Raw genomic sequence first — 11,450 nt, 5'->3', positions numbered from 1 at the left:
CTCCCCATACAAAAAAGCCCCTGCCCGAAGGCAAGGACTCTCAAAGGAGGTCAATCACGCAATGTTTTATCTAACTGAATCGGAACGGAAGGATTTGCACCTCCGACACGCTGGATATAAGCCAGTTGCTCTGCTCGCTGAGCTACGTTCCATAATGGGGTGCGACCAGTGCATGCACGAAACTGGTCGCCGTTTACAAAGGAGTAATAATTGATTATTTCCGCCCATCCGTCTGCCCTTCTGAGCTATTATTATTATAAACCGAAATTACCGAAAAAACCGAAAAATCTCATTTGATGCCACAGTTTTTCAGATACGTATCTCGAATACAGATTCTCGGATAATCCTCTGCGTGATCCCCTGCGATCTTCATTTTCTGTGCAATCTTGATCCATGACATTCCTTCTTGATAAAACATTCGGAAGACATAACGCGTCTGCCCGTCCTCAATACCCGCGATCCACTCCTCAACCGCCTTGCAAGTTGCTTCCTTCTCCGTCAGAACCTTCTTCCGATGCGCATAGAGTTCGTCGTTGAATCCTACAAGTCCGCACGGCTGTGCATATCCCTTCCGGTAGTCCAGAATCACGCTGCTGCCAAATCCATTGTCTCCCTGAAACATCTCCGAAAGTTCCAGCTCCAACACCGGAATCTCTCGCTTTGTCTTCCGGTAATTATCCAACATCTTTCTTGTTATCCTCATCACACGTTCCTCCCTTGCCACTTCTCCACATTTTTGTTATAATAATACACACGCATTTTGGACCGTCTGATGAGGATGGTCTTTTTTAATTCAGTAACTCGATTTTAATTCGACTATACATTTTCTTAATTCAATGATTCCGTTTTAATTGAATTAAACGAGTTAAATGCTGTCTGCAAGATCAACAGTAAGCCTATATCCTGGCATATCGCGTTCATAACGCTGAACTTTGCGTGAAAGTATATCTTGGCTTAATGTCTTTTTCGCGCAATCTACCGTGCCAACAAACACAAACATTCGTTCATTGTTCTCATAGATTTCCGCATCAATCTCACAAGGCATTCTGTTCAGCAAATCCCATAAAGTCATTCCCAATCCTCCCAATAATCCTTATTCATCGGGCACTCCGGACACCGGCATACCAGCTCACCCTCATCATTTTCATAGTAGTCGTCACCGTAGCCAGAGCACTCATCACAATAATCAACGTTCATCATCGTCCTCCCGATATACCTCCGGCAGCGGCATCCACGCAATCACTTCTGTCATGGGATAGCCCAAACGCTCCACACTGCAGTCATCTGTAAGACTCGTCCACACGCTTTCATCACCCGCTTCGAGAACCGCATATTCCCATGTTGTCCGACTCAAGCATCTGCCGAGTGTGCAGTAGATGCGTTCCGGATGGTCGATTTTTTCTTCGTCCGGCAATTCTTCGTTGTCAAATTCACTGATCCACCGATGCTGCTTCACAGTCACCTGCACCCAACGATCGTACTTCGGTAACCTCTCAGATGCCAGAATCCATCTATGTTTCTCCTGCTCTTCATGCAATTTCTCCATCAGGCGCATCGCCTGACTCTCGCTGAAGTTGTTCACCCGCTCAACGTCTTCTGGACTTAGCCCCGTATTCTCGTAATCTCTCAGCTTACACAGCGCACCATGGAGCGTCTGTCTCAGTTCCCCCGTGATTACCTTTCCAGCGCACAGCTCTTCATGCTGAACTCCTTTCAGCGTCCACTCACCATTTTTCTTTACATCGATCAATCTCATTCGTCCCACTCTTTCTGTAACCATCTTGTCTTGCACTCCGTGCAGCGCGTTCCATCCTGACCGTCATAATCACAGTCTTTCTCACTCGGTCAATCGATATAGTCTGCCACACAAGCCAGACCGTCGTATCTCCCTTTAGATGCCAGCAACGCCGTCGCAAGGAACTCATAGTTCTTCATCACTTCTTTTTCTCCTCTCTGTCTGCCACCGCCAGCAGCGTCACAAGCGCCACCAGAATTCCAACTCCTACGCCAACCACAACACCGCAACCAAATAAGATCATGCTTTCTCCTCCACTTCTCTCTGTACTCTCCTCTGCGTCACCAGATCCGTCCACAGGATGCACTCTTTTGCGTGGTTCGACAGTTCCACGATGCAGAATCTCCGGTTGCTGGTGCTCACCACTGTTCCTGTCGTCTTGCGTCCATTTACTGGCTCCGCACCATTTTTCGCCCTTGCAATCTTGAGGCTCTGGAGTGGGATTCTGTCTCCCACTCGAGTCTCCCTGCGGATCCGCGCAATCGCACGCGCCGTGTCTACCGCCCCTTGCAACATTTCAGTCTCTTCCTTCGCCGGAGTGGGCTTCCATCCCTCTGGCAACTTGTCCTCATCCTCATCCGGATGTTCCTCGCGGTAGATTGCACGGTATTTCCGCACGGTATATTTGCTCACGGCACACAAATCCACAATCTGCTCAGTCGTCTTTCCTTTCTCAATTAGATCCAGAATCATCTTTCCAAGCTCCGTCATGCCACCCACCTCACATTGCCATACGCATCTGAGCGTTCATGTTTGCAATATCGTTCGCCAAGACGTAAGGGGGGGCATATTTTGCAACGATCTGAAGCGCAACGTCCACCTTTCCGCGCTTGATCTGCTTGTAAGACGCTACCCCGAACTCACGTCTGATCTGATGATAGATGTCCGAGTACACCTTCCCGCGCAGGCTACTATCGTGATAGGCATCCGACTCCTTTCCGCCGAGCACTTCCACGCCCTTGCGCTTCACCGCTGAGGTGATCTGGTCCATCTCTGCCCCCAGCAACGGAAGATCATCGCGGAAAGAACGGAACTCGTCTTTGACCTCTCCCACACTGTTCTCGACTGCATCCATTCTGTTGCTCAGATCAGAGTTGCACTCTACCAGCAGTCTCAGCTTGTCAGCGGTGGTCATCGGCACAGCATACGCGCCCGTCTTGCGGATCGCTGGAATAACATCATCGAATACCCAGCTTTCAAAACGCTCTGCCGATTCTAATTTGCTATGCGTAATCAAACGATACATATCTCCCTCTGGAATCAACGAAACAGTCTGACCGCCATCCTTAAAGGTGTCGTGTTTCACGACACCTTTGCAATGTCTTGAAATCGCGTCTCTCGGATTAGCATATCCCAACGCCACTGCCACATCCCTTCCCACGAAATACAGTTTTCCATCGATCTCAATTGTTCTCACCTGTCCGAATTCCGGACTTTTGAAAATTCTCAACTCATTCATCCTGCATCCTCCTCATTTTTCAACCATGCCAGCGTCTGCCCCATGACCATTGAATCATAATCCGTATTCCGCTCCTCGAAGTTGTGGAAGCGGTTCGGCGCGCTATTCTTCTGCACCTCCAGCTTTTTCTGCTCTGGGCGATCCTTATACTTGCCCTCAAGCACCTTTGCCATGTTCTGATCGTTTATCAACCAGTCAAAATTCGCTGACCAGTTCCGATCATTTTTGCCACGAAGGAACTTGGATTTCTCCGCCAGCTCAAACACCTTCACGAAGTCTTCAACCGTGTAACCGGTATTCAATCGTGCTCTGATCGCCTGTTTTCTCTTCTCCGTAATCTTTACCAGGCGAGGATACGACTCACAAATGCGATTGTATTCTTCGCAAATCGTGGCAATGGCGCTAGAGAAAAGCTCCGGCTTTTCTGATAACTCGTTAGAGTTATTCTTTTTATGTTTAAGTTTATGTTTATTTATGTGTCCCGTTTGTGGTTCCGTTTCTGGTTCCATTTGTAGTTTCATTTCTGGTTCCATTTTCGGTTCAAAATTTGAACCTTTTTTTTCTTCCGGAAAGAATGGAATGATCCGATACTGATTCGGAGAACCTTTCTTTCCCTTCCGGACCTCCACTCTCCCAGCTTCTACCAGAGCGTCACGGGCACGAAGAAATGTATTCTTGCTGTCAATACGCACGTCGCTCATCAAGCGCAGGTTATCTACTTGGACCCACTCAGTCCACCCCAGCCTATTGCACCGGTACATCAGCTTGTACCAGAGCAACTGTGACGATGCAGACAAGTAGCCTCGTTCGAGCCATTCCTCGAAGGCGATAATTTCTTTTAAGTAGTTCATATTCAGTTTTCCTTTTGCTCCCCCTCCACTTCGTCAGCGGAAGGGGGCAATCCCTCCGGCATTCATTGTCGTGACACAATATTTCGCCGAACAAACAAGTTACCTATGCCCCGCGGTCATCTTCCCGCCTATTGTTCGCTGCTCTGGCACATCCTCACAGGTATATGGTCCGCGGTATCGGGCGCTTTCGGCATCTCCCGGCATACATTTCTCTACGCCACTGTCTTATCTGGCGTCTTTCTGAATCCTTCCATTGCAACTTTATACTGTTCTACGGTCAATTCTGCCAGCGTTGTTCCTCCGATCGCTTCCAAGATCGATGATTTCGTCTTCCCGATCCTCGCACACTCTGAAATAAACTTCCGTCTCATCTCATCCGTTGCATATTCGATCTTCTCGCTCTCCTCATGCGTATCTGCGTCAGGGTCTTTCATTTCCTCGGTCGGAATGCAGAAAACTTGAAAACACGCATACTTGAATGCTGCCGCCAGCGCCTTATTGCTGGACTTATCTCCAGAATCCATACCTTCACCCGGTACAATCGCCTCCACGCAGCTTCCATCTTCTGCGTAAAACGTATATTTCACACGAAGAACGGTATAGATCATGTTGGCACCTTTTGCTGTCTTGCGCTCCTCACGGGTACGCTCCAACACCTGAGGAACAATGAATACCTTATTCTTTACGAGCGCCGGATTCAAAGCGTTCATGACCGCATCAATTCCGCGGTACTTAAAGCGTTGCTGTTCGTTGGTAGAATCCTTTTCTACTGCACCGATATCTTCCATCACTTTTGCAATAGACTCAAAGATGTTTTTCTTCTCTGTCTTCTTCTCTTCCATGGCTTGCCCCCCTACTTGATCTGAATATTGTTGTGCGTCACAAGTTTCGCGCCCGGGATTTCTGCTCCTGCCTTCAGGAGCTTCTTCAGCTCCGTCTTATTCACTTCTGGCAGCGCGTAACGGATGCACTCTTCCGGAAGATCTTCGATCGAGCCAGTGAACTCCGCTACCTGACTCTTGCGCCAAGTGATCTTTACTCTCGCCGTTTCAAATTTCTCACCCTCTAAGAGAGTCGCAACATATCTTTCTGCACTTTCTGCTTCTCTCTCTGCTGCTGCCTGACGCTCGGCAAAAGCCTGCTTCTCTGCTTTTAATGCCGCTGCTTCAGCCCGTTTGTTCTTTGCGTGAAGAGACACTTCTTCAACAACCATCTCTTTCTGCTTTCTCAGCAGTTCTTCAAAAGCCTCATGCGCTTCTTCATTCACGATCTCGCCGGTTTCAGGATCAACAGCCTCCCATCCCTCACGGATCACATCATCAATCTTGTACAGCATACTCTTCTCCCTCTCTATATCCAGATTTCTTTCTTCTCTCCGCTTCTTTATGGCATCTGGAGCAATCCTCCGCGCCACAGTTATCGCATCTGCTATTCACCACGCACCTCCGCCCAGTTTCCAGAAAAGAACCGCTCTACAAACTCCTCTTTCTCTTTTTCGGTCGCCATCGCGCAACGCTCAAGCGCGTATGCATAAGCCTCTTCCGCCGGAATGAATGTGCCATTCTCCGGTCCGACTCCAATAAAACCTTTCAATTCCATCTTGTACTTTTCCTCGTCTTCCCTTATAATAAAAGGGAGTTCAATATTAAAATCCTTTCTGCCCCGCGTAGCGCCAACTACGTCGGGGCTTTTTCTTTACATCAACGAAATCGCCAGCCATGCCCCGATCGCCATCAGCGCCGCGCTGCCAGCCATGCCGATCAGCAGGTTCTGGAACAGCGCCAGCAGATCGACACGCTCTCTCGGTGCGCTCTGGACTGCCACATAGGACAGTCCCTCCTCTTTGTTGCTCTCGATGTTCTTCATCTGTGTTCTCATTTCGTCTTTTCCTCCTTAATTCTTATTCCAAATGCTTCCGCCAACCGGCGGTGGATCTTGTCGGATGCTTCTTTTTGTTTCTCCGGAGACATTTCATCCCAGAGATATTCTTTTCCCTCTTCTACATCGTAGAAATAGTTCACGATTTTCCACTCCATCTCACCGCCCCCTTCCGTAATTTATGCGGTCTTACCTGTCTGATGTTCCGGATTACTACCGGCACTATTTCTTCTCTGATTCAGAAACAACCCGCTCTGTTGCAACCAACATTTTTACCAACAGCTCCGCCGTACCACCATTATCGGCGGAGTATTTCAAACAATAATCTGTTACACCCGGGATTTCTTCGCCATCCAAGAATAACCGCCCAGCTGAATCGATGATCACTCTTTTCAGTGCCATTCTTCCTCGCCTCCCTTCGTTGCTCAACAAGGAAATTTAGCTTTTCCATAATTCAATCAACTCATGAGCCAGTGCCGGAAGTACCTCGACTTCCTTTTCGGACACTGGCTCTTTTGCTGTCCTTTCGATAAAAGTCAGCAATGCACTCTCTAAACGTTTCTTTTCTTCCGCTTTCTCACCTCCTTTTTTTGCAATTTCGATTTTCAAAACAAAATTCTTGCTTTTCCAATTAACTCTCGGTAAAATATAAAGGTAACTTTTAACCATTACCGAGGAGATCTTATGTGCAAAAGAAATGATTTACAGTTCGCTCTTGAGCAATTCAATAAACAACTCAGCCAGCTTGAAACTCTTCTCATAAGTCCTATTTATGATGCACTTGATTCATATTCAGAAGCACAAGCAATTGCTATCAACGAGACACTTCAGCTTGTCAATGATCGAATAGAAAAAATTTTTTTATCTCTTGTGGATTCGCTGAAAAACCAAAATAATCTCCTTTGTTCTCAGTTGCTGGAAACACTTGATCCTTTGTTGCTGTCGATTGGTTCCATCCGAATAACTCCTGAACATGTCGAAATCCCTGCAACTTTGATCCCTGATAATTTTGATCGTGATGAAGAGTTAAATTCAGCACCACATCAAGATTCTGTCGTTAAATTGCCATCTGAAAAAGCCTTATCGTTGATCGGTATGCTGATATCGATTCTTATCTATATCGCTTCGTATATTCAAAGCCAATCTCCTACGACATGGCAAGAGCAATACCATCAAGAAGAGATTGATCTTCAGCGCAAGCAATACGATGCTATTACAGAAGAAGTCGAATATCTAAAAGCTATTTACGATCAGCTGAGTGCTCGTTCAGAAGACTATACAGAATATCCCACTTCAGATGATCGCCCAAACTCTCAGCCAACCGAGTCATATCCCGCTCCTGCTGAATCACCGCATTCCACAAACTCTGATTTGCCTGGCGAATCTGAACCGCAGTCAGAACCTGACTAATTGTGATCGAAACGAGAATCCACATTTTCCACTTTGGGAAAGGTGGATTCTTTTTCTTGTTTCCCTCATCCATTACATCACCTCCTCATCTGGTAATCTGGGCTTTAAGAAGAAATCGGTATTTACTTTGAGTGCACCGCAGATCAATGCATATTCTTCTAATGTGAGTTTGCGATTTTCGTTTAAAGCAAGATTCAGTTTTGCCAAATTAAGTCCCGCTCTCTTTCCGACATATGCTTGCGAAATACCATTTTCATCCAAATACGCTTTAATTCTTAATCCCACTCCCATTTTGTTTCTCCACCTCCTTCCTACTCCTCTGAGAAGCCTCTGCTTATTCGATCACTTTTCGTGTTCTTTTTCGTTAAAAAAAATGTAGGCGATACTTTTGCCATAATATTTAGAAATTCTTGCCTTGAGCGGATCTCTCGGCACTCTTTTCCCTAATTCATACATAGAAAGCGCCGATTTGCTGATATTCAGCTCTTCAGCGACCTTTTCCTGTGTCTTTTTACCTCTGAGCTTAACCAGCTTTTCCGCCATAGCCATTACATCTATATCCACGGTAGTTCCTCCTTTCGATCACGTTTTGTGTTCTCTTGTATAATACACGAATCGTGATCGCTTGTCAACCACATTTTGTGGATTTTTCAATTGATTTATGTTCACGAATTGTGTATAATATTTTTATAGGAGGTATCACAGAATGGCTTCTTTTAATGAAATATTGAAACAACTACGCAACAGAGATAACTTATCACAAGCAGAACTTGCTCAAAAACTCGGAGTTGCGAAATCTACTATTGGTATGTATGAATCAGGAAAACGCGAACCAGATTTTGAAACACTTGAATCCATCGCCGATTTCTTTAATGTTGATATGAATTTTCTTTTGGGAAGAGACGGTTCAGAAAATGACCATTATTATTTAAACGATGAAACTCGCCAAATTGCGCAGGAAGCATTTGAAAATCCAGAACTTCGTACCCTTTTCCATGTAGCAAGAGACATTCCTCCAGAACGTCTAAAAGCCCATATCGAATTTATGAAGAGTCTGAAACGACAAGAAAAGGGAGAATACGACGATGGCTGCTAATAATCCGTTATTAACCGAAGCGATTGGAGTATATTTTATTGACATGGACACCGCCGTAGAAGAGGAAGTTCATTCCAACGAAGACGGTAGCTTTACCATTTTCATAAACGCTCGAATCAGTCACTCTCGGCAAATGTTGGCATACCAACACGCATTAGAACACATTATGCGTAACGATTTTAGTAAAACAGATACAGATGTAGATGAAATTGAAAAAGCAATGTAAAGCGTAACTGATCGTTATTGAGAAAATTTAAAAATTTTGTTATGAACAGGTATACTCAGCGTATATATGAGCGTGTCTTTGAGTTTTTGCAACAGATTGATTTCAAAGTTGATACCAGCGAGGCGAAAAAGGCATAGCAAAAATATCTGCAAAGGAGAAAAACATGGGAAACTCACAAAAATATTGCAAGCACTGCGGTCAACTCATTGATGCTGATTGCATAGTTTGCCCTAAATGTGGCAAACAGGTGGAGCAATTACAAAACCAAGCATCACCTATTGTTATCAATAATTCAGCATCATCAAGTGCTAATGCCACTGCTTTCAATTCATCTGCTGTTATTACTGGAAAAGCCAAAAACAAATGGATCGCATTCTTCTTATGCCTGTTTACAATATGTGGACATAAGTTTTACGAAGGCAAGCCATTGCGGGGAGTATTATATCTTTTTACAGGTGGATTATTTGGTATTGGTTGGATAATTGACTTGATTTCATTACTGATGAAACCAAATCCTTACTATGTATAATCATAACATTCAAAAGAAAAGAGGGAAGCATATATGAATTCTTCTCAAGAATCTCTAACTTGCACCGTCAAAAATCCATGGTATTTTAACACCGTTTTAATTGCCATCCTATTCGCAACATGGTTTTTGTATGGAATCCCGTTGATAATTGGGATCGTGTTGATAATTTTTAAATCCAAACATGATAAAAAAGTATCTGCTCAGGTTCAGGAATTATCCCAGCGCTATGCAAATGCTCAAGCATTATTAACCCCTGAAATGCAAGATGCGCATAAACTTCAAACATTGGTTAATTCTCTTCACGAGGAAGAAACTACTGCCAACAAAAAACTTTCCGATATTAAAACAGAATCGGAAAAAATTGTTGCTAAAAAGCAAGAAGATCTGAACAAAATAGAAAAGCAAATCGAGGAAAAAAAGAAACAACTCATTTGCATGGATGAGGAAGTGCTTGTTCAAGAGTTTGGTCTTTATACACCTAAATATGATTTTGCTTCGGCTCTTGATTACAAAGAAGAATTGGCAAAGATTCGTCAAGTTCAAAAGGATCTTATCAAGGAGAAAAAGGCAGTTCTCGGCAATACAGAATGGACCGTGAACAATAGTAAAGCCAAGGGTAAAAAGATGGTATCTGATACTCAGAAACTCCTCTTGCGCGCGTTTAACACCGAATGCGATGATTTAATCAACCGCGTAAAATACAATAATTTTGATGCTACATTAGACAGAATCTATAAATCTTCAGAAACCATTTCCAAATTAGGCTCTATAATGAATATTTCTATTGCCCAGAAATATCTCGATGCTAAAGTAAAAGAGCTTCGCCTTGCTTTTGAATATCGTGAGAAAAAACAGGAAGAAAAAGAAGAACAAAAAATGGCGCGAGCCGAACAACGTGAACAGGCAAAACTTCAAAAAGAGATTGAAGAGCAACGAAAGAGAGTTGAGAAAGAACAGACTCATTATCAAACTGCTTATGAAAAGCTAAAATTACAGCTTGAACAACATCCTGAAAACACTGATCTTCTTGAAAAGAAAGAACAACTCGAAAATCATCTTGCCGATGTTGACAAAGCTCTTTCAGATATCGATTACCGTCAGGCTAATATGCGTGCAGGATATGTATATGTAATTTCCAACATAGGCGCCTTTGGAAAAGATATTTATAAAATTGGTATGACTCGCAGACTTGATCCTCAGGATCGTATCGATGAGCTTGGAAGTGCATCTGTTCCATTCAATTTTGATGTTCATGCAATGATCTTTTCTGATGATGCTCCAGCATTGGAGGCAGCCTTGCATCGAGCTTTTGAAGATCGAAAACTGAACCTTGTCAATCAGCGACGTGAATTTTTCCATGTGACCTTGGATGAAATCAAAGAGGTTATCAAGAAAAACTTCGATAAAACAGTTGAGTTTGTGGATGTTCCAGATGCCGAACAATATCGCATTAGTAAAAAGATGCGTTCTGAAATGCAATGATCCACCATTTTGTTGACGTCAACAAAATGTTCCCATACACACCGAATCAACCTGTAAGTATTGTTTACTTGTTCAATCTCGCAAGGTATTTCGTAAGATAAACCGTATGGATTTCCAGACGATTTGTAAATAATAACATTGAATTTTTAGAAAGGACGTGTTGATATGCCATTGTTAAAAGACCATTTCACATCCGAAGACTACTGGAACCTTCCGGAAGGCGAACGTGCTGAACTGATTGATGGACGATTCTACAATATGGCACCGCCGAGCCGAATTCATCAGAAGATTTCCGGACAGATCTATAAGATTGTATCAAATTACATCGATGCACATCACGGTTCCTGTGAGGTCTATGCTGCGCCATTTGCCGTAAATTTGGATGCTGATGATAAAAACTGGGTGGAACCAGACATCTCTGTGATCTGTGATCCAAACAAACTGACCGATCGAGGATGCACAGGCGCTCCGGATCTGATTTTTGAGATCGTATCGCCTGCCAGTCGGAAAATGGATTACAGCTTAAAGAATACTATCTATTCAGAAGCTGGTGTTCGGGAATATTGGATTGTTGATCCAGCCAAGGAACGTGTGACGGTATATCATTACGAGGAGGACGTTGCGCCAGTCATCTATTCTTTCTCACAGGAAATTTCAGTTGGAATTTATCGGGGATTGACGATCAGGATTGATGATCTGATTGATTAGTTTTTTTAGAAGGGAT

Annotated in this window: 22 protein-coding genes and 1 tRNA gene; 6 read left to right on the top strand and 17 right to left on the bottom strand. The window is 44.0% G+C overall.

Annotated features, from left to right (window positions below):
- Positions 1-79: 79 nt before the first annotated feature.
- From ACR0QE_RS04875 to ACR0QE_RS04805, 15 genes are all read right to left on the bottom strand, one after another.
- Positions 80-152: transfer RNA gene (locus ACR0QE_RS04875), tRNA-Ile, on the bottom strand.
- 137 nt (positions 153-289) lie between these two features.
- On the bottom strand, positions 290-703 hold the full coding sequence (locus ACR0QE_RS04870) for a hypothetical protein (RefSeq protein ID WP_432627241.1): 414 nt from the start codon (positions 701-703) through the stop codon (positions 290-292).
- Positions 704-865: 162 nt separating this feature from the next.
- Entirely contained in the window at positions 866-1,072 is a 207-nt protein-coding gene (locus ACR0QE_RS04865) for a hypothetical protein (protein ID WP_432627240.1), read from the bottom strand.
- Positions 1,069-1,197, bottom strand: coding sequence for a hypothetical protein (locus ACR0QE_RS04860; RefSeq protein ID WP_432627239.1), 129 nt, complete (start codon positions 1,195-1,197; stop codon positions 1,069-1,071). Before ACR0QE_RS04860 ends, ACR0QE_RS04865 begins: the two co-directional genes overlap by 4 nt.
- Positions 1,187-1,780 carry a hypothetical protein gene (locus ACR0QE_RS04855; protein WP_432627238.1) on the bottom strand — a complete coding sequence of 198 codons (594 nt, stop codon included), beginning with the start codon at positions 1,778-1,780 and terminating at the stop codon, positions 1,187-1,189. Before ACR0QE_RS04855 ends, ACR0QE_RS04860 begins: the two co-directional genes overlap by 11 nt.
- A gap of 255 nt (positions 1,781-2,035) precedes the next feature.
- Entirely contained in the window at positions 2,036-2,506 is a 471-nt protein-coding gene (locus ACR0QE_RS04850; protein WP_432627237.1) for a hypothetical protein, read from the bottom strand.
- A gap of 10 nt (positions 2,507-2,516) precedes the next feature.
- Complete coding sequence (locus tag ACR0QE_RS04845; RefSeq protein WP_432627236.1) at positions 2,517-3,254, bottom strand: ORF6C domain-containing protein; 738 nt, start codon at positions 3,252-3,254, stop codon at positions 2,517-2,519.
- The gene (locus tag ACR0QE_RS04840) at positions 3,251-4,105 is read right to left on the bottom strand and encodes a hypothetical protein (protein ID WP_432627235.1); all 855 of its coding nucleotides are present in this window, start codon (positions 4,103-4,105) and stop codon (positions 3,251-3,253) included. The genes ACR0QE_RS04845 and ACR0QE_RS04840 overlap by 4 nt, the downstream gene beginning before the upstream one ends.
- A 212-nt stretch (positions 4,106-4,317) precedes the next feature.
- Entirely contained in the window at positions 4,318-4,947 is a 630-nt protein-coding gene (locus ACR0QE_RS04835; protein ID WP_432627234.1) for an ERF family protein, read from the bottom strand.
- A gap of 11 nt (positions 4,948-4,958) precedes the next feature.
- Positions 4,959-5,441: a siphovirus Gp157 family protein gene (locus tag ACR0QE_RS04830; protein WP_432627233.1), complete on the bottom strand. Its 483-nt coding sequence runs from the start codon at positions 5,439-5,441 to the stop codon at positions 4,959-4,961.
- Positions 5,442-5,533: 92 nt separating this feature from the next.
- Positions 5,534-5,704: a hypothetical protein gene (locus ACR0QE_RS04825; protein ID WP_432627232.1), complete on the bottom strand. Its 171-nt coding sequence runs from the start codon at positions 5,702-5,704 to the stop codon at positions 5,534-5,536.
- Between the two features lie 96 nt (positions 5,705-5,800).
- Positions 5,801-5,983 carry a hypothetical protein gene (locus ACR0QE_RS04820; RefSeq protein ID WP_432627231.1) on the bottom strand — a complete coding sequence of 61 codons (183 nt, stop codon included), beginning with the start codon at positions 5,981-5,983 and terminating at the stop codon, positions 5,801-5,803.
- Positions 5,980-6,141, bottom strand: coding sequence for a hypothetical protein (locus ACR0QE_RS04815; protein WP_432627230.1), 162 nt, complete (start codon positions 6,139-6,141; stop codon positions 5,980-5,982). The genes ACR0QE_RS04820 and ACR0QE_RS04815 overlap by 4 nt, the downstream gene beginning before the upstream one ends.
- A gap of 64 nt (positions 6,142-6,205) precedes the next feature.
- Positions 6,206-6,385 (bottom strand): hypothetical protein, encoded by a 180-nt coding sequence (locus tag ACR0QE_RS04810; protein WP_432627229.1) that lies wholly within the window; start codon positions 6,383-6,385, stop codon positions 6,206-6,208.
- 36 nt (positions 6,386-6,421) lie between these two features.
- On the bottom strand, positions 6,422-6,592 hold the full coding sequence (locus tag ACR0QE_RS04805; RefSeq protein ID WP_432627228.1) for a hypothetical protein: 171 nt from the start codon (positions 6,590-6,592) through the stop codon (positions 6,422-6,424).
- Between the two features lie 75 nt (positions 6,593-6,667).
- On the opposite strand from ACR0QE_RS04805, the gene ACR0QE_RS04800 reads away from it, so the two are divergent.
- Positions 6,668-7,393 carry a hypothetical protein gene (locus ACR0QE_RS04800; RefSeq protein WP_432627227.1) on the top strand — a complete coding sequence of 242 codons (726 nt, stop codon included), beginning with the start codon at positions 6,668-6,670 and terminating at the stop codon, positions 7,391-7,393.
- 72 nt (positions 7,394-7,465) lie between these two features.
- Here the strand turns inward: ACR0QE_RS04800 and ACR0QE_RS04795 are convergent, their stop codons facing one another.
- Entirely contained in the window at positions 7,466-7,684 is a 219-nt protein-coding gene (locus tag ACR0QE_RS04795) for a helix-turn-helix domain-containing protein (RefSeq protein ID WP_432627226.1), read from the bottom strand.
- A gap of 51 nt (positions 7,685-7,735) precedes the next feature.
- The gene (locus ACR0QE_RS04790) at positions 7,736-7,957 is read right to left on the bottom strand and encodes a helix-turn-helix domain-containing protein (RefSeq protein ID WP_432627225.1); all 222 of its coding nucleotides are present in this window, start codon (positions 7,955-7,957) and stop codon (positions 7,736-7,738) included.
- 142 nt (positions 7,958-8,099) lie between these two features.
- Between ACR0QE_RS04790 and ACR0QE_RS04785 the strand changes: the two genes are divergently transcribed.
- The 5 genes from ACR0QE_RS04785 (at position 8,100) to ACR0QE_RS04765 (ending at position 11,434) form a co-directional block, all read left to right on the top strand.
- On the top strand, positions 8,100-8,489 hold the full coding sequence (locus ACR0QE_RS04785; protein ID WP_432627224.1) for a helix-turn-helix domain-containing protein: 390 nt from the start codon (positions 8,100-8,102) through the stop codon (positions 8,487-8,489).
- Entirely contained in the window at positions 8,479-8,715 is a 237-nt protein-coding gene (locus ACR0QE_RS04780; RefSeq protein WP_432627223.1) for a hypothetical protein, read from the top strand. Before ACR0QE_RS04785 ends, ACR0QE_RS04780 begins: the two co-directional genes overlap by 11 nt.
- Positions 8,716-8,878: 163 nt before the next feature.
- The gene (locus ACR0QE_RS04775; protein WP_432627222.1) at positions 8,879-9,244 is read left to right on the top strand and encodes an NINE protein; all 366 of its coding nucleotides are present in this window, start codon (positions 8,879-8,881) and stop codon (positions 9,242-9,244) included.
- Between the two features lie 33 nt (positions 9,245-9,277).
- Positions 9,278-10,726 (top strand): DUF4041 domain-containing protein, encoded by a 1,449-nt coding sequence (locus ACR0QE_RS04770; protein WP_432627221.1) that lies wholly within the window; start codon positions 9,278-9,280, stop codon positions 10,724-10,726.
- A gap of 165 nt (positions 10,727-10,891) precedes the next feature.
- Positions 10,892-11,434: a Uma2 family endonuclease gene (locus ACR0QE_RS04765; protein ID WP_432627220.1), complete on the top strand. Its 543-nt coding sequence runs from the start codon at positions 10,892-10,894 to the stop codon at positions 11,432-11,434.
- The last annotated feature ends 16 nt before the right edge of the window (positions 11,435-11,450 follow it).

Source organism: Brotaphodocola sp., assembly GCF_050873065.1.
GTDB lineage: Bacteria > Bacillota > Clostridia > Lachnospirales > Lachnospiraceae > Brotaphodocola.
Note: the sequence above shows the minus strand (reverse complement) of the source record. Positions and strands in the feature narration are given on the sequence as shown.